This is a genomic window from Paraburkholderia sp. BR14312, from assembly GCF_040948675.1.
Lineage (GTDB): Bacteria > Pseudomonadota > Gammaproteobacteria > Burkholderiales > Burkholderiaceae > Paraburkholderia > Paraburkholderia nodosa_A.
This window is the reverse complement of sequence record NZ_JBFPKI010000005.1, coordinates 51561-68612: the sequence shown is the minus strand read 5'-3', so window position 1 is coordinate 68612 and position 17052 is coordinate 51561. Positions and strand designations below refer to the sequence as shown.

The 17052-nt window shown below is 65.0% G+C and carries 17 protein-coding genes and 1 pseudogene; 13 read left to right on the top strand and 5 right to left on the bottom strand.

Annotated features, from left to right (window positions below):
* Window positions 1-11 precede the first annotated feature (11 nt).
* Together AB3X98_RS15220 and AB3X98_RS15215 are read right to left on the bottom strand one after the other, a co-directional pair.
* Complete coding sequence (locus AB3X98_RS15220) at window positions 12-1118, bottom strand: sigma-54 interaction domain-containing protein (RefSeq protein ID WP_368605988.1); 1107 nt, start codon at window positions 1116-1118, stop codon at window positions 12-14.
* Window positions 1115-2341, bottom strand: coding sequence for an acyl-CoA dehydrogenase family protein (locus AB3X98_RS15215; protein ID WP_368605989.1), 1227 nt, complete (start codon window positions 2339-2341; stop codon window positions 1115-1117). Before AB3X98_RS15215 ends, AB3X98_RS15220 begins: the two co-directional genes overlap by 4 nt.
* A gap of 436 nt (window positions 2342-2777) precedes the next feature.
* Between AB3X98_RS15215 and msuE the strand changes: the two genes are divergently transcribed.
* The 9 genes from msuE to AB3X98_RS15170 all read left to right on the top strand — a co-directional run bounded on the left by msuE (window position 2778) and on the right by AB3X98_RS15170 (window position 11673).
* A complete protein-coding gene (gene msuE, locus AB3X98_RS15210) occupies window positions 2778-3347 on the top strand; it encodes an FMN reductase (protein ID WP_368605990.1) in 570 nt (189 codons plus the stop codon).
* A 26-nt stretch (window positions 3348-3373) separates the two neighbouring features.
* Window positions 3374-4477, top strand: a complete 1104-nt coding sequence (gene sfnG, locus AB3X98_RS15205) for a dimethylsulfone monooxygenase SfnG (protein WP_342947419.1) — start codon at window positions 3374-3376, stop codon at window positions 4475-4477.
* Between the two features lie 99 nt (window positions 4478-4576).
* Window positions 4577-5356, top strand: coding sequence for an ABC transporter ATP-binding protein (locus AB3X98_RS15200; protein WP_368605991.1), 780 nt, complete (start codon window positions 4577-4579; stop codon window positions 5354-5356).
* An 11-nt stretch (window positions 5357-5367) separates the two neighbouring features.
* Window positions 5368-6249, top strand: a complete 882-nt coding sequence (locus tag AB3X98_RS15195; protein ID WP_368605992.1) for a branched-chain amino acid ABC transporter permease — start codon at window positions 5368-5370, stop codon at window positions 6247-6249.
* A gap of 10 nt (window positions 6250-6259) precedes the next feature.
* Window positions 6260-7294: a branched-chain amino acid ABC transporter permease gene (locus tag AB3X98_RS15190; RefSeq protein WP_368605993.1), complete on the top strand. Its 1035-nt coding sequence runs from the start codon at window positions 6260-6262 to the stop codon at window positions 7292-7294.
* Window positions 7295-7348: 54 nt separating this feature from the next.
* A complete protein-coding gene (locus AB3X98_RS15185) occupies window positions 7349-8713 on the top strand; it encodes an ABC transporter substrate-binding protein (RefSeq protein WP_368605994.1) in 1365 nt (454 codons plus the stop codon).
* Window position 8714: 1 nt separating this feature from the next.
* Window positions 8715-9515, top strand: a complete 801-nt coding sequence (locus AB3X98_RS15180; protein ID WP_368605995.1) for an ABC transporter ATP-binding protein — start codon at window positions 8715-8717, stop codon at window positions 9513-9515.
* A 175-nt stretch (window positions 9516-9690) separates the two neighbouring features.
* The gene (locus AB3X98_RS15175; protein ID WP_368605996.1) at window positions 9691-10611 is read left to right on the top strand and encodes an aldo/keto reductase family oxidoreductase; all 921 of its coding nucleotides are present in this window, start codon (window positions 9691-9693) and stop codon (window positions 10609-10611) included.
* A gap of 150 nt (window positions 10612-10761) precedes the next feature.
* Window positions 10762-11673, top strand: a complete 912-nt coding sequence (locus tag AB3X98_RS15170; protein WP_368605997.1) for a LysR substrate-binding domain-containing protein — start codon at window positions 10762-10764, stop codon at window positions 11671-11673.
* A 43-nt stretch (window positions 11674-11716) separates the two neighbouring features.
* On the opposite strand, the gene AB3X98_RS15165 is transcribed toward AB3X98_RS15170, so the two are convergent.
* Window positions 11717-12214 carry a GAF domain-containing protein gene (locus AB3X98_RS15165; RefSeq protein WP_069268631.1) on the bottom strand — a complete coding sequence of 166 codons (498 nt, stop codon included), beginning with the start codon at window positions 12212-12214 and terminating at the stop codon, window positions 11717-11719.
* 253 nt (window positions 12215-12467) lie between these two features.
* Here AB3X98_RS15165 and AB3X98_RS15160 point away from each other — a divergent pair, with 253 nt between their 5' ends.
* On the top strand, window positions 12468-13547 hold the full coding sequence (locus tag AB3X98_RS15160; protein ID WP_368610273.1) for a tartrate dehydrogenase: 1080 nt from the start codon (window positions 12468-12470) through the stop codon (window positions 13545-13547).
* Window positions 13548-13563: 16 nt separating this feature from the next.
* Window positions 13564-14525, top strand: a pseudogene (locus AB3X98_RS15155) (LysR substrate-binding domain-containing protein).
* Window positions 14526-14543: 18 nt separating this feature from the next.
* Here the strand turns inward: AB3X98_RS15155 and AB3X98_RS15150 are convergent.
* The gene (locus tag AB3X98_RS15150) at window positions 14544-14804 is read right to left on the bottom strand and encodes a hypothetical protein (RefSeq protein ID WP_069268628.1); all 261 of its coding nucleotides are present in this window, start codon (window positions 14802-14804) and stop codon (window positions 14544-14546) included.
* 155 nt (window positions 14805-14959) lie between these two features.
* On the opposite strand from AB3X98_RS15150, the gene AB3X98_RS15145 reads away from it, so the two are divergent.
* Both AB3X98_RS15145 and AB3X98_RS15140 read left to right on the top strand, forming a co-directional pair.
* Entirely contained in the window at window positions 14960-15577 is a 618-nt protein-coding gene (locus AB3X98_RS15145; protein ID WP_368605999.1) for an HAD family hydrolase, read from the top strand.
* A 35-nt stretch (window positions 15578-15612) separates the two neighbouring features.
* Window positions 15613-16308, top strand: coding sequence for a DUF4410 domain-containing protein (locus AB3X98_RS15140; protein ID WP_368606000.1), 696 nt, complete (start codon window positions 15613-15615; stop codon window positions 16306-16308).
* A 15-nt stretch (window positions 16309-16323) separates the two neighbouring features.
* Here AB3X98_RS15140 and AB3X98_RS15135 read toward each other — a convergent pair whose 3' ends face one another.
* Window positions 16324-17028, bottom strand: a complete 705-nt coding sequence (locus tag AB3X98_RS15135; RefSeq protein ID WP_342947428.1) for a glutathione S-transferase N-terminal domain-containing protein — start codon at window positions 17026-17028, stop codon at window positions 16324-16326.
* Between the last annotated feature and the right edge of the window lie 24 nt (window positions 17029-17052).

The window sequence follows — 17052 nt, the reverse complement described above, 5'->3', positions numbered from 1 at the left end:
GGACGGCGCCGCTATTTGATGGCCGCGATTTCCTTCGTCCTGATCAGCCGCGCGCGCAGCACGTTGCGGCTGATGCCGAGAAGTTTCGCCGCCTGAATCTGGTTGCGGTGGCTGTACTCGAACGCCGTGCGCATGACCATATCCTCGATCTGCTCGAAAAGATTCTCGTGCTCGCCGTTGAACAGTTCGAGCAACGCCGATTCGAGTGCGTAGTGCGGGCCGCTCGGCGCACTCACGCTCGCACCAGCCGGGGCCGTGATGCCGGACGAGAACAGGTGCAGGTCACCGTCCTGAAGGGTGTCGTGGCGGCTCACGAGCAGGGCGTGATGAATCACGTTCTCAAGCTCGCGAATGTTGCCCGGCCAGCTGTACGCGAGCAGCTTCTGTTCGGCGCGCGGCGAGATCGTGCGTGGCCCGTAACCGAGCCGGCCGCGGTAGTCCTCGATGAAGTAGCGGGCGAGCGGAAGGATGTCGCCGGTGCGCTCGCGCAGCGTCGGAATGGCGAGCTGTACGACGTTGAGTCGGTAGAACAGGTCGCTGCGGAAATGCCCGGCCGCCACCGCGTGCTGCAGGTGAACATTCGTCGCCGCCACCACGCGCACGTCGATCGGAATACCGCGCCGGGAACCAAGCCGCACGACCTCGCGCTCCTGCAGCACACGCAGCAGCTTGACCTGCATCGACAGCGGCAGGTCGCCGATCTCGTCGAGGAAGAGCGTGCCGCCGTTGGCCGCCTCGAACCAGCCCGGCTTGGCGTTGAACGCGCCGGTGAAGGCGCCTTTCTCGTGCCCGAACAGCTCGCTTTCGACCAGCGTTTCAGAAAACGCGCCGCAGTTGACCGCGACAAACGGCTTGTCGCGCCGCCCGCTCAGGCTGTGGACGTGGCGCGCGATCAGTTCCTTGCCCGTGCCGGTCTCGCCGATGATCAGGATATTTGCGTCGCTGGGCGCGACCAGCTGGATCCGCTCAAGCAGTTCGATCGAGCGGGGATCGACGAAGACCTGCGCGCGTGCACGGATCGAGGTGGTCAGCGAATGCCTGTGCGGCAGCGTGAGGACAGAAACATCGCCGTTGGCTTCGGCATCATCGGGCCATGCGTGGGAGAGCGGTTGGTTCATGAGTAGAAGCTCGGCGTAGGATAGGTTCGGTTGAGCGCCCATTCGCCGATCTCGCGGATCTTGTAGGCGAGCGGATCGTGTAGCGTATGGGTGCGCAGGTTGCGCCAGTGGCGGTCGAGCCGAAGCTCTCCATGGGTCGCGCGGGCGCCGGCGACATCGAACATGCGCGTACAGATGTCGAGGCCTGTTTGTGCGGCGGCGACCTTCGCGCTGGCAATGGCCAGCGCCACCTCGCCGCGTTCGGTCGCCGTGAGGCCGGTGTCGCGCGACCATGCCTTGTCCAGTCCTGCAGCGGCCCGGTCCGCGAGCGCGCGGGCGGATTCCAGTCCGAGCCAGAACTCGCCGTAATGGCTCAGGATGTACGGGTCCTCGCCGGTGCTCGCGACCTTCGCGGCGGGCCAGGGCCGTGCTTCGTTCAGGGTGTAGTGACGGGCGTCCTCGAACGCGGCCTCGCCAATGCCGAGATAGATGTTCGTCAGGATCAGTTGCGCAATGAGTGGCCTCAGACATGCAAACGGCGACGAGAACGGTCCTGGGTCCGAAAGGATCTCGTGATGCTCGACACGGACCCGTTCGAACGTCACCGAACCGCTGTCGGTCTGGCGTTGGCCGAAATTATTCCAGTCGTCTGCGATCGCGATGCCGCTTCGCTGGGTTGGCACGGCGGCTACGAGAAACGCACGCGTTTCGGCGTGGCGCGCGGAGACGATCAGCATTTCCGAGTCGAGCGCGCCCGAGCAGAAGCTCTTTTGCCCGCTGAATTCGAGCCACGCTCCGCGCGGATGCGCAAGTGTGCGTTCGTCGAGCGGATTGAGCGCATTGCCCCAGAACCACCGGTGCCGCGAGGTCTGTTCGAACAGCGCCTGCCATTGCTCCCGCGAGCCGAACAGGCGGGCCGTGGCCAGCATCAGGTGATGGAATCCGAACACGTGCGCGAGTGAACTGTCGGCGCACGCGAGCACGCGCACGACGTCGAGAGTCGTGCGCCAGTCCGCACCGAGGCCGCCATGTACCGCAGGGATGCTCAGTGCGAGCAGGCCGCTCGCACGCAGCGCGTCGCGTTCCGCCTTCGGTGTGCCGCCGCGCGCGTCGCGCTCAGCTGCGGTCCGCGCAAAGCGTTCAGCAAGACGCCGGGCGACGCTCAATGGCGATTCGACCTGCGGGATGGGCCGGATGTCCTCCGGCGCGTCGGCCAGCGGCAACGATAGGGAAGTGGATGCCATTGCAGTGTGATCGGGTGAAGCAGCACTGCACGCGCATGCGTGCTGCAGGATCAGCACAGTGTTCAAGGTTTTGGCACTCGAGAGAAGCAAGGATTTCTCATAACCTAATCAGGCTGCTGCGCTAGCAGCATCGAGACGCGAATCCATGCGTCTTAAGTACTTCCATTCATGTGACGAACCAGCGCTGCTGCGTGGGAAGCAACGAAGAAGCAGCGCTGTTGCCGGTGCGTCATCACATGTCGGCATATCGATCCGAGTGCTGCCGGGATGTGCTTATCAGGTGCATTTGCCCTTCTGGTAAGCCGCTCGATGACGAAAACTGCTGCTATGTCAGCCGTTCAGTTGTAAGTAGCTAGTTCGCGCGATTTGGCACAGTCCTTGCCTTTAGCTCATGACGGGACCGATCAGGCACGTCCCGATTCACGAAGGAATCCTCATGAGCAAGAAACACAAGATCGTGGCCGTGTCGGGCAGCTTGCAGCGGCCGTCGCGCACGCTGGCGCTGGTGCAGTCGCTGCTGTCCGCGCTGGAAGCCGCGCTGCCTGTCGAAATCCGCGTGATCGATCTCGGCGAGATCGCCGGACGGCTCTCCGGTGCGCTCACGCGTGCGCAGGTGCCGGCGGATATCGAAGAACACATCCGGGCGATCGAGACAGCCGACCTCGTGATTGCGGCAAGTCCGGTGTATCGCGCCTCCTATACCGGCCTCTTCAAGCATCTGTTCGATCTCGTGCACCACGAGGCGCTGATCGATGTTCCGGTGCTGCTGGCCGCCACGGGCGGCAGCGAGCGTCATGCGCTCGTGATCGATCACCAGTTGCGGCCGCTCTTCAGCTTCTTCCAGGCGCACACGCTGCCGATCGGCGTCTACGCCTCCGAAAGCGATTTCGATCGCTACGAGGTCGCAAGCGACGCGTTGCGCGCTCGTATCGCACTCGCTGTAGAGCGTGCGGCACCGTACGTCGGTGCGCGTGCGGAAAACGTTACTGCGGCGCTCGCCGTTTGAATCCAAAGTCATTCAAGGAATCTTCAATGAGCCAGACTTCCCAAACCAGAGATGCCGTCAAGTTCGCCTACTGGGTGCCCAACGTGAGCGGCGGCCTTGTCGTCAGCACGATCGAGCAGCGCACCGACTGGAGCCTCGAGTACAACCAGCGTCTTGCGCAGACCGCCGAGCGTGCGGGCTTTGAATATGCTCTGAGCCAGATTCGCTTCACGGCCGGCTACGGCGCGGAGTATCAGCACGAGTCGGTCTCGTTTAGCCAGGCGCTGCTGCAGTCGACCACCAAGCTCAAGGTGCTCGCAGCGATCCTGCCTGGTCCGTGGCATCCGGCAGTGGTCGCCAAGCAGATCGCCACCATCGACCACATCTCGAACGGCCGCATCGCGATCAACGTCGTGAGCGGCTGGTTCAAGGGCGAGTTCACCGCGATCGGTGAACCGTGGCTCGAGCACGACGAGCGTTACCGCCGCTCGAACGAGTTCATCCGCGCGCTCAAGGGCATCTGGACCGAGGACAACTTCACGTTCAAGGGCGACTTCTACCGCTTCAACAACTACACGTTGAGTCCGAAGCCGGTGCAGAAGCCCCATCCCGAGATTTTCCAGGGCGGCAGCTCGCGCGCGGCGCGCGACAACGCGGCGAGCGTATCGGACTGGTATTTCACGAACGGCAACACGCCCGAGAATCTCAAGGCCCAGATCGACGATATCCGTGCGAAGGCGGCGCAGAACAATCACCAGGTGCGTATCGGCGTCAATGCCTTCGTGATCGCGCGCGATACCGAAGAGGAAGCGAAGGCCGTGCTCGACGACATCATCAGGCATGCGCACGTCGAGGCGGTGCACGCGTTCGGCGATGCGGTCAAGGAGGCGGGCAAGGCGTCGCCGGAAGGCGAGGGCAACTGGGCCAAGTCGACCTTCGAGGATCTCGTTCAGTACAACGACGGCTTCCGCACGAACCTGATCGGCACGCCGCAGCAGATCGCCGAACGTATCGTCGAACTGAAGTCGATCGGGGTCGACCTGGTGCTGACCGGCTTCCTGCATTTCATCGAGGAAGTCGAGTATTTCGGCCAGAAGGTGCTGCCGCTCGTGCGCGAGCTCGAGGCGCAGCGCGAAAAGCAGGCCGCCTGACGCAAGCGGGGGCGGGGCGGGGCCGGGCGCGCGAGCAGACCCGCCCGCACGAAACAGAAGAACACAACTGGGAAACGGCACCCCAAGGGGTGAATCAGCATGACGCAAGCCTCGACGGCCCTGCTCGCGCTCGACGGCATTTCCGTGTCGTTCGGGGGCGTCAAGGCCATTACCGATATCAGTTTCGAAGTGGCGGCAGGCGAGATCTGTGCGTTGATCGGCCCGAACGGCGCGGGCAAGAGTTCGCTGCTGAACGTGATCAACGGCGTCTATCGTCCGCTGCATGGCACGCTGCGCTTCGACGGCCATGCTTACCGGCGCATGGACGCGCACGACGCCGCGCATCGCGGCATTGCGCGCACGTTCCAGAACCTCGCGCTGTTCCGGCGCATGAGCGTGTTCGACAACGTGCTGGCCGGGCGCAACCTGCATCGCCGTAGTACATGGCTCGAGCAGACACTGCACGTTGGCCGTGCCGCACGGGATGAAGCCTTGCAGCGCGAGCGCGCTGAGCGCGTGATCGAAGCACTGGATCTGCAGCCGTGGCGCGACAGCGTGGTGGGCACCCTGTCCTACGGGTTACAGAAGCGGGTCGAGCTGGCGCGTGCGCTCGCTGCCGAACCACGCCTGCTGCTGCTCGACGAGCCCATGGCCGGCATGAATACCGAGGAGAAGCACGCGATGGCCGGGTACGTGCTCGATGCCAACGAGCATCTGGGCGTCACGGTCGTGCTGATCGAGCACGACATCGGCGTGGTGATGGGCTTGTCCGATCACGTGGTCGTGCTCGACTACGGAAAAAAGATTGCCGACGGCAGGCCCAACGAAGTCCGCACGAACCCGGATGTGCTGGCGGCCTATCTCGGCACACGTCATTGAGAGGGTGCGCAATGCAATTCTTTTTCGAGGTGCTGGCAGGCGGACTGCTCGCCGGCGTGATGTATTCGCTGGTCGCGATCGGCTTCGTGCTGATCTACAAGGCGTCGGGCATCTTCAACTTCGCGCAGGGCTCGCTCGTGCTGTTCGGTGCGCTGACTTACGTGAGCCTCGTCGAGCGCGGCTGGAACCCGTGGCTGTCGTTCGGGGCGACGCTCGCCGCGCTCGTACTGATCGCGATCGCAACCGGCCGCTTCGTGCTGCGCCCGCTCGTCAACCGCGCGCCGATCGTGCTGTTCATGGCCACCCTCGGTCTGAGCCTGATTCTCGAAGGCGCGGCGCAGCTGTTCTGGGGCGCGCAGGTGCACGGGCTCGATCTCGGCATCGACGACAGGCCGCTGCATCTGGCCGGCGTAATGGTGAGCCGCTTCGACCTGTTCGCGGCCGCCACGGCGGGCGTGCTGGTGCTTGCGCTGTCGCAGCTCGCGAAGCGCTCGCGTTTTGGCCTGTCGCTGCGGGCCGTGGCCGACGATCCGCTCGCCGCCTTCGCGGTCGGCGTGCGGCTGCCGCGCGTCTGGGCCATCGTCTGGGCACTGGCTGGCTTCGTCAGCCTCGTTGCGGGTCTGCTCTGGGGCGCGCGGCTCGGCGTGCAGTTCTCGCTCTCGCTCGTCGTGCTCAAGGCTCTGCCGGTGCTGATCATCGGCGGCTTCTCGTCGATCGGCGGCGCGATCGTCGGCGGGCTGCTGGTCGGCGCAACGGAGAAGCTGGCCGAGGTTTATGTCGGGAGCGTGATCGGCGACGGCATCGAGAACTGGTTCCCCTATCTGCTTGCAATGCTGTTCCTGCTCGCGCGCCCGTCCGGCCTGTTCGGCGAGGCGGCCGTCGAGCGCATTTGAGGAAACCTTGATGGAATTGACCCGTCCCCTCGCCGAACCGCGCCGGCTGAACCTGCGCCGGCTGGCGGTGCCGCTTGCGGGCGCGCTCGTCGCGTTTGCCGGCGTGCCGCTCGCGGCGAACGACTACTGGCTGAACGCGATCTTCGTGCCGTTTCTGATCCTGTCCGTGGCCGGACTCGGACTGAACTTCCTGACCGGCTATGCGGGGCAGTTGTCGCTCGGTTCGGCCGCGTTCATGTCGATCGGCGCCTATGCGACCTACAACCTGCTCGTACGTGTGCCTGCGCTGCCGCTGCCGGTCGCCCTGCTGCTCGGCGGCCTGGTCAGCGCCGCGGCCGGCGTGCTGTTCGGACTGCCGAGCCTGCGTATCAAGGGCTTCTACCTGATCGTCTCGACGCTGGCCGCCCAGTTCTTCGTGGTCTGGCTGTTCACGCGCGTGGGGTGGTTCTCGAACTACGACACGTCCGGCGTGTTGAGCGCGCCGCAGCTCGCGATCGGTCGCTGGCGCATCGACACGCCGGTGTCGCGCTACCTGTTCGTGCTCGGCGTCGCGACCTTGCTGTTCGCATTCGGCGCGAGCCTCGTGCGCAGCGAACTTGGCCGGCGCTGGATGGCTGTACGCGACATGGAAGCCGCCGCGCGCGTGATCGGCATCCCGGTGGGGCGCAGCAAGCTGCTGGCCTTCGCGCTGAGTTCCTTCGTGCTCGGCATCGCCGGCGCGCTGTGGGCCTTCGCGTATCTCGGCACGATCGAGCCGGACGGCTTCAACCTGAATCTTTCGTTCCAGGTGCTGTTCATCATCATCATCGGCGGCATGGGCAGCATCTCGGGCAACTTTCTTGGCGCCGCCTTCATCGTTTTACTGCCGATCCTGCTTTCGAACGCGGCTGGCGCGCTGGCCCACGCGGGCATCGGCGCAGACCAGGTGCAGAACCTGCAGAAGATCGTCTTCGGCACGCTGATCATCGTCTTTCTGATCAAGGAACCGGAAGGCCTCGCGAGACTCGTGCAGATCGTCCGTCAACGTCGGCCGAAGCAATCCTGAGCCGTTAATCTCCCCGCCTTATTGTTTCTTTTATCGTTCAAGGAATATTTTGTTATGCGAAATAATGATATTCGTCCCTCACGCGCCAAGTGGCGACAGTGGTCCTCGGCTTTCGTGGCCGCGCTTGCGCTCACCGTTGGCGCGTTGCCTCAGGTGTATGCGGCGGGTGAGGAGTATTTTCCGCTGCAAAGCTACCGGGTCGGCCCCTACGCAGCCGGTGGCAGCGGCTTCTTCGGCGGCTTCATCGACTATCTGCAGTTGATCAACGCGCGTGACGGCGGCGTGAACGGCGTCAAGCTCGTATGGAAGGAGTGCGAGACCGAGTACGTGGTGGAGAAGGGCGTCGAATGCTATGAGCGCCTGAAGAGCGGCGGCCCCGACGGTGCGCCGACCGCGGCTACGAACCCGTTGTCGGTCGGTATCGCTTACGCGACGCTCGACCGTTCGACGGCCGACAAGATCCCGCTCATCACGATCAACCACGGCCGCACCGATTCGACCGACGGTGCAGTGTTCCCTTATGTGTTCCCGCTGCAGCTGAATCCGTACAGCGAGGTCTCCGCGATCGTCAACTATATCGGCCAGCGCTCGGGCGGTCTCGCCGCGCTCAAGGGCAAGAAGATTGTCGTGCTATATCACGGTTCGCCGTACGGCCGCGAAACGATTCCTGTGGTCGATCTGCTCGCGAAGAAATATGGCTTCGACGTGACCCAGATCGAAGTGCCGCATCCTGGCAACGAACAGGGTTCGCAGTGGCTGAAGATTCACCAGATCAATCCCGACTGGGTGATCTTGCGCGGCTGGGGTGTGATGAATCCAGTAGCGATCAAGACCGCGCAGAAGGTCGGCTATCCGGTCGATCACATCATCGGCAACATCTGGAGCAATTCCGAGGAAGACGTCCGGCCCGCAGGTGATGCGGCAAAGGGCTTCATCTCGATCACGACGCACCCCTCGGGCACGGACTACCCGGTGCTGCAGGCGATCAACCAGTACGTGGTGAAGCCCGGCAACGGCAACCTCAAGGACCCGGCACGCTTTGGCACCGTCTACTACAACCTGGGCGTGGTGAACGGTATTCTCAACGTCGAGGCGGTGCGCGTTGCGCAGCGCAAGTTCGGCAACAAGCCTCTCACGGGCGAGCAGGTGCGCTGGGGCTTCGAGCATCTGGATCTGGACGATGCGCGCCTCAAGCAACTCGGCGCACTCGGCCTCGTGCAGCCGCTCAAATTGACCTGCGCGGACCACGAAGGCGGCGGTGCCGTGCGCTTCCAGCAATGGGACGGCCGGAAATGGAACGTGATCAGCAACTGGGTGCAGGCGGACCGCGAGCTGCTACGTCCGATCATCGAGAAGTCTGCGCTGTCGTACGCGAAGGAAAAGGGCATTACGCCACGCGATTGCGGCAAGGACCTCTAACATGACGAGCACTCCGATCCTGCAGGTCGACGAGATCGCCGTGACCTATAGCCAGATCGTCCCCGCCTTGCGCGGGGTGTCGCTGGCGGTGCCCGAGGGCGAGATCGTCGCGCTGCTCGGCGGCAACGGCGCGGGCAAGACGACCACGCTCAGGGCGATCTCGAACCTCGTACGCGCGGAGCGCGGCGAACTGACGGGCGGTCGCATCGTCTATCGCGGCGACGATGTCGCGCGCGTCGAGCCGTGGACACTGGTCGAGCGCGGACTTGTCCAGGTGCTTGAAGGGCGGCGCTGCTTTGCGCATCTGTCCGTCGAGGAAAACCTGCGGATCGGATCGTTCGCCAGGCGGCCGCGACGGGCTGAGATCGAGGCCCATCTCGAGCGGATCTACGGGATCTTTCCGCGTCTGAAGGTCAAGCGCCAGTCGCTGGCGGGATTGACGTCGGGTGGCGAGCAGCAGATGGTGGCGATCGGCCGTGCGCTGATGGCGCGTCCTTCGCTCGTGCTGCTCGACGAGCCTTCAATGGGGCTTGCGCCGATGGTCGTCGAGGAAATTTTCGAGATTGTCGCGGCGCTCAACCGCGACGAGGGGGTCAGTTTTCTGCTCGCGGAGCAGAACGCGACGATGGCACTGCGTTATGCAAAGCATGGCTATGTACTCGAAGGCGGTCGCGTGGTTGCACACGGCGCGGCAGCCGAGCTCGCGCGCCTCGACGTGCTGCACGACGCATACCTTGGCGGCGCAGCCGTCGATTACATTGCGCGCCGCTCCGGGCGCGCGAGACAGGCTTTGACTGGCTGATATGTGCCCAAGCGATGGTGTGGAAACGCGGAAGTACCCGGCTCGGGTGTCGTTCAATTCCCATAGCCCGTCATCTTATTGTGCAAAATTTCGAACACCCCGTGCGAACCTGAGGGAATTATCGAACGGCGCGGCAGCGCCCATACTGGCGCCATCCGTTTACGAGGAGCACGACATGCCGCAGCCGTCCAACCATTCCCCCGCCCAGACCAAACAACGCGCACAACCCGCGCGCACGTTCCCATTCGCCGGCCGCACCGTCAACCGTGTGGGCTACGGGGCCATGCAACTTGCCGGCCCCGGCGTATTCGGCCCGCCGAAGGACCGCGCGGCTGCCGTGGCTGTGCTGCGCGAGGCGCTCGCACTCGGCGTAAACCATCTCGACACGAGCGACTTCTATGGCCCGCACGTGACGAACCAGATCATCCGCGAGGCGCTCCATCCCTATGCCGACGATCTCACGATCGTCACCAAGGTGGGCGCGGTGCGCGACGGCACGGGCGCCTGGCTGCCCGCGCTGGAGCCCTCCGACATCGAGCGCGCCGTGCACGACAATCTGCGCAATCTGGGACTCGACACGCTCGACGTGGTCAATCTGCGCATCATGGGCGACGTCCACAAGCCCGCCGAAGGCTCCGTCGAACGGGAAATGGAAGCGCTCGCCGCACTGCGCGAGCGTGGGCTCGTGCGCCACATCGGCATCTCCAACGCGACAGCGAAGCAGATCGACGATGCAGAAAAGATCGCACCGATAGTCTGTGTCCAGAACCACTACAACCTGGTGCACCGCGACGACGATGGGTTGATCGATGCGCTGGCGGCACGCGGTGTCGCCTATGTGCCGTTCTTCCCGCTGGGCGGTTTCACGCCGATTCAGTCCTCAGCGCTGTCAGACATAGCAAGAATGCTCGAGGCCACGCCGATGGCCGTTGCGCTAGCGTGGCTTCTGCACCGGTCGCCAAATATTCTTTTGATTCCGGGGACATCGTCGCTGGCGCATCTACGCGAGAACATGACAGCGCAGACGCTTGAGCTCTCCGGTGAGGTACTGGCGCAACTGGACGCGATTGGTAAAGGGCAGAAGACAATCGCATGAATCGATCGCCGCAGGCGCACAGGAGAATGTCTACGGCGTGGCCTGTAGCCGGGAACGTTGTATGTATGGGCGCGTTCGAATTGTCCGATAATCCCATCTGATTAGAATAGGCTGTGCGGGAAATCGAACAGTGCGGGGTGAACCATGCCGATGGAAATGAACGATCTGGCCGCTTTCGTTTCGGTGGCGCGTGCGGGCGGCTTTCGCGACGCGGCGCGCGTGGGCGGCGTTTCGGCGTCGAGCCTGAGTGCCGCGGTGCGCAGGCTGGAGGCGAAGCTCGGGCTGCGCCTGTTGAACCGCACCACGCGCAGCGTCGCGCCGACCGAGGCGGGGAAGCGTCTGCTCGAATCGATCACGCCGCTTTTCAGCGAGATGGAAGCGGCGCTCGACGTGCTCAACGGCTACCGCGAAAAGCCGGCGGGCACGCTCAAGCTCAACGTGCCCGCGAGTGCGGCGCGCACCATCCTGCCGGGCGTGCTCGCGCCGTTCCAACGCGCCTATCCCGAGATCCGCGTCGAGGTGGTGGTGGAGGACGGCTTCGTCGACGTGCTGCAGATCGGCTGCGACGCCGGTATTCGCTACGACGAGCGGCTGGAGCAGGACATGATCGCGATTCCCATCGGTCCGCGCGTAGAGCGCTTCGCGGCGGTCGCATCTCCCGCGTATCTCGCGGCGCGGGGGCGGCCTGAACATCCACGTGAACTGCTCGACCACGCTTGCCTGCGCGTGCAGTTTGCGGGCGGCGCGATGCCGCTCTGGCATTTCGAGCGGGACGGCGAAGTGCTGCGCCTCGACCCGCCCACGGTGCTCGTCGTGCGTCCTGGCGCCGCGCTCGACCTGCTGATCAACATGGCGCTCGACGGCGTCGGCATCGTGTATCTGTTCGAAGAGATGTTGCTGCCGCATATCCGCAGCGGCGCGCTCGTGCGCCTGCTCGACGACTGGGATGTGTCGTTTCCGGGGCCGTTTCTCTACTACCCTGGGCGGCGGCACCTGCCGGCGCCGCTGCGCGCATTCGTCGACTTCGTCAAGGAGAATGCGTCAGACGATTCGGCATCCTGAGCACGCGTCGAGCGCCCAGTATAAGGGCGCGTAACAACAGCGCTCAGCGACGCTTCATGCCGTATTCGATGAACGTGCGGCACAGCAACTCCATGCCTTTCGCGTCCTCTTCGTCGAAGCGCGCGAGATGCGGACTGTCCACGTCCCATACGCCGATCAGCTCGCCGTCCGGCGTGACGAGGGGCACGACGATTTCCGACTGCGAAGCCGAATCGCACGCAATGTGGCCCGCGAACGCGTGCACATCGGGCACCACTTGCGTTTGCCGCGTGGCCGCCGCCGTGCCGCATACGCCCTTGCCCAGGGGAATGCGCACGCACGCCGGTTTGCCCTGGAACGGACCGACCACGAGCTCGGTGCCGTCGAACGAGTAAAAGCCCGCCCAGTTCAGGCCCTCGAGCGAATGAAACACGAGCGAAGCGAAGTTCGCGGCGTTCGCGATGACGTCGGTTTCGCCTTCGATCAGCGAGCGCGCCTGCGCAGCCAGCGATTCGTAGAGGGCGGGTTTGTCGGAGGGAAGGGTGTCGGAAAGCGAGAACATAAGTCGGTCGATCTGGATATGCGCCGTTCCAGCGAAAGGCGCGGTGGAGCCAAACGAGATTTTAGGCGAGATCGGCTATCGGCAGGAAATCGGCGGGCGCTGAATATGGCGCATCCATGGACTGTGGCGCGCCCTCGTGCGATTATTCACGTTTCGTGTTGAATCTATCCACGCCTGCGGGGCTGGTTGCCGGCGGTTTTTCGGGCATGCTGGCGCATCAGCACAGAATCAACACAGAAACGGAGAACGCGACATGAGCAAGACATTCAAAATCGCCGCCATCGCCGGCGACGGTATCGGCCAGGAAGTAATGCCCGAGGGCGTGCGCGTCGTCGAGGCGGCGGCCGCGAAGTTCGGCCTGAAGCTCGAAATCACGCATTTCGACTGGGCAAGCTGCGACTACTACCTGCAGCACGGCAAGATGATGCCCGACGACTGGTTCGCCACGCTCGAGGGCTTCGACGCGATCTATTTCGGCGCGGTCGGCTGGCCCGACAAGGTGCCCGATCATATTTCGCTGTGGGGCTCGCTGCTGAAGTTCCGCCGCGAGTTCGACCAGTACGTCAACCTGCGCCCGGTGCGTCTGCTGCCCGGCGTGCCGTGCCCGCTCGCCAACCGCAAGCCCGGCGACATCGACTTTCTCGTGGTGCGCGAGAACACCGAGGGCGAGTACAGCTCGGTGGGCGGCAAGATGTTCGAAGGCACCGAGCGCGAGTTCGTGCTGCAGGAGTCGGTGTTCACGCGCCACGGCGTGGACCGCATTCTCAAGTACGCGTTCGACCTCGCAAACCAGCGCGGCCGCAAGAAACTCACGGCAGCCACCAAATCGAACGGCATCTCGATCAGCATGCCGTACTGGGACGAGCGCGTGGCGGCGATGGGCGAGGCGTATCCCGACGTGAAGTGGGACAAGCAGCACATCGACATTCTGTGCGCGCGTTTCGTGCTGCAGCCGGACCGCTTCGACGTGGTCGTCGCCTCGAACCTCTTCGGCGACATCCTTTCGGACCTCGGCCCCGCATGCACGGGCACGATCGGTCTGGCGGCTTCGGCCAATCTGAATCCCGAGCGCAAGTTCCCCTCGCTGTTCGAGCCGGTGCACGGCTCGGCGCCCGACATCTTCGGCAAGCAGATCGCCAACCCGATCGCGATGATCTGGTCGGGCGCGATGATGCTCGACTTCCTCGGCAACGGCGACGCGCAATACAAGGCCGCGCACGACGCGATCATGCAGGCCATCGAGAAGGTGCTGGTGGAAGGCCCGCGCACGCCCGACATGGGCGGCACGGCGAACACGACTGCGCTGGGCGAAGCGGTAGCCGCCGCGCTATGACGCCGCGGTGACGCCTATGCCGGACGCACCGAAAGCGCCGAAATCTGTCGCGTCGCCGGAGCTCGACGACCTGCGCGTGTTCTGCATGGTCGCGCGCAAAGCGAGCTTCACCGCGGCGGCCGAAGCGCTTGCGGCGTCGCCGGCCTATGTGAGCAAGCGTGTGGGCGTGCTCGAGGCGCGTCTCGGCACGCGCCTGTTGCACCGCTCGACGCGGCGCGTCGCGATGACCGAGGCGGGCGAGCGCGTCTATGCGTCGGCGGGCAAGATCCTCGACGACGTCGAGCGCCTCGTGGACGACGTCTCCACCACGCGGCGCATTCCGCGCGGCACGCTGCGCGTGTCGAGCAGCTTCGGCTTTGGCCGCAACTTCGTCGCGCCCGCGCTCGCCGGGCTTTCCGAGCGGTATCCGCAACTGAGCGTGCGCCTCGAACTGTTCGACCGGCTCGTCGACGTGGCGGGCGAGGGTTTCGATCTCGACGTGCGTATCGGCGACGAGATCGCCGGCCATCTGATCGCGCGCCGTCTCGCCACGAACTATCGCGTGCTTTGCGCAGCGCCCGCGTATCTTGCGCGGCGCGGCGCGCCACAGGAGGTCGCCGATCTCGCCGAACACGCGTGTCTCGCGATCAAGGAGCGCGATCATCCGTTCGGCGTTTGGCGCCTGACCAGGCATGGCGAGACGGTTTCAGGAAAGTGGCTGGGCCGCTCTCGACCAATCACGGCGAGGTGGCCGTGCAGTGGGCGCTGGCGGGCCGCGGCATCGTGCTGCGCTCGATGTGGGATGTTGCGCCACTGCTGGAGAGCGGGCGCCTGCAGCGCGTGCTGCCCGGCGTCACGCAGCCGGCCAATGTCTGGGCCGTGTACCCGGCGCGCCTCGCGCAGTCCGCGAAGGTCCGCGTGTGCGTCAATCATCTGGAGGAAACGTTCGCGCGCATCGGCATTGCGGCGCCGGCAAACGAGGACGAGAGCGGGCGCTGACCGGGTTCGGCGGGAGCCTTACTCGCTCTCGGGGAGATCGAGCGCCTTGCGCTCGCGTCGTTCCTCGTTGCCGCGCCTCGCACGCTGGCGCTGGCGCGAAAGCACGGTGATGATCTGGCCGGTGGTGGCGTCGGCGGGGATTTCGTTGCGGATCACGTTCGCGACCATCGGCAGTCCCTTGCGCTGGCGGTGCAGCGCCTGCGCGATCGCCTGGCGGCACGCTGGCCCGTGGCAATCCCATTCGTCGCGCAGTTTTCCGCAGTAACGGCAGGTGTCCATGCGTCCCAGTTTACCCAAAATCGATGGGTGGTTTTAGGGGCGCGATCAGCGCGCCTCATGAGTGTCATTCGTGCGCCGCCTGGCGCCGGCCGGCGGTATGATCGGCTGCGGATGTGGCGGGACCGCAGTGCGAAATATCGTGGCGGGAGCGGCAGATGGCGGCGATCGGCGTAGTCCTGTTCGACATGGAAGGCGTGCTGTCCCACTACGATCGCGACGCGCGCGTGGCGAGCCTCGCGGCCGCGACCGGCGCGCCGCCTGCAGCGGTGCGTCACGCGATCTGGGGCTCGGGTCTCGAAGCGCGCGCCGACGCGGGCGAGATCGACCCCGACGCTTATCTGCGCGCACTGGGCGCAATGCTCGGCTGTGAGGTGGGCCGCGACGTGTGGCTCGCGGCGAGGCGCGCGTCGATCACGCCGAACGAGGCGGCGCTCGCGCTGGCGCAGCGTGTAGCCGCGCGTTGCCGCATCGCCGTGTTGACCAACAACTGCTCGCTCGTCACGCATCACCTCGACTATCTGAATCCGCCCGTTGCGCGGCTTTTCGGTTCACAGGTCTATTCGTCGGCGACGTTCGGCGCGGTCAAGCCGGCCGCGCAGACCTACCTGGGCTGCGTTGCAAAGCTCGGCGCGCAGCCCCAGGAAACGCTCTTCATCGACGACAGCGAAGCGAACGTCACGGGCGCGCTCGACGCGGGGTTGCAGGCGTGCCACTTCGTCGAAACCGAATCGCTCGCGAGCGACCTGGCGCGGCTCGGGCTGATCGACGCTTGATGGCCGTGCCGCACGGGCGCCCACGGCGTGAATGAATGAATGGATGGCTGGCGAACGTACGGGAGCTTGCGATGAAGATGCAATGGAACTGGAAGCTGTTCGCGACAGTCTGCCTGTGCGCATTCGCGCCGCTCGCCGCGGCTCAACAACCGGGCGCGCCGCTCGTCTACGTGACGGACTTCGAACTCGACGCGGCCAACGTCAAGCAGGATTCGAATCCTGTGGAGAATGCGCGCGAGCACATGGGCGGCTTGCTGCCACGACCGCTGTTGCGCCACCGCGACCCGCAGCAGCAGGCCGATCAGGTCGTCACGAAAATGGCCGATGCGCTGGTGAACGACCTGCGCGAGAAGGGCCTCGACGCACGCCGCCTGCCCAGTGGCACGCCGCTACCCGCGCAGGGCTGGCTCGTGCGCGGCGTCTTCCTGAGCGTGGACGAAGGCAACAGCATGCGGCGCGCGGTGGTGGGGTTCGGCTCGGGCGCGAGCCAGATCGAGCTGGCGGTGGCCGTGGACAACCTGGCTACCCAGGCGCCGCAGCCGCTTTATCAGGTGATCGACAGCCAGTCGAGCCATGCGAAGCCGGGCGCCGGCGCGGCCATCGCGCTCAATCCGTACGTGGCGGCGGCCAAATTCGTGCTCGCGCGCGCCGATGACCGCAAGAACGTGGACCGTGCGGCGGCCGAAGTGGCCGACTCGGTTGCGGCGCGCGTGAAAGCGGCGCCGCAATGACGCCGTGGGCGCGCCTTAGCCGCGCGGGGGAATGTTGAGCCCGCGCTCGACCGCCGGACGCGCGACGAATGCTCCGAGCGCGCGCGCGACGTTCCTGAAATCGGCGTAACCGACGAGGTCGCCGGCCTCGTAGAAGCCAACGAGGTTGCGCACCCAACCAAACGTGGCGATGTCGGCGATGGTGTACTCGTCGCCCATGATCCACTTGCGCCCCTCGAGGCGCTGGTCGAGCACGGCGAGCAGACGCCGCGACTCGGCGACGTAGCGGTCGCGCGGACGCTTGTCCTCGTACTCCTTGCCCGCGAACTTGTGGAAGAAGCCCACCTGACCGAACATCGGCCCGATGCCGCCCATCTGGAACATGACCCACTGGATCGTTTCGTAGCGCGCCGCGCCTTCACGGGCGAGAAAGCGGCCGCTCTTGTCGGCGAGATAGATGAGGATCGCGCCCGATTCGAACAGCGCGAGCGGCTCGCCGCCCGGGCCGTTGGGATCGAGGATCGCGGGAATCTTGTTGTTGGGGTTCAGCGAGAGGAATTCCGGCGACATCTGGTCATTCGCGTCGAAGCGCACGAGATGCGGCTCATAAGGCAGGCCGCTTTCCTCCAGCATGATCGAGACCTTGACGCCATTGGGCGTGGGCAGCGAATAGAGCTGGATGCGATCGGGGTGAAGCGCTGGCCACTTGCGGGTGATGGGAAATGCGGAAAGGTCGTTCATGCGGCGTCCTTGAAGGCCTTCAAC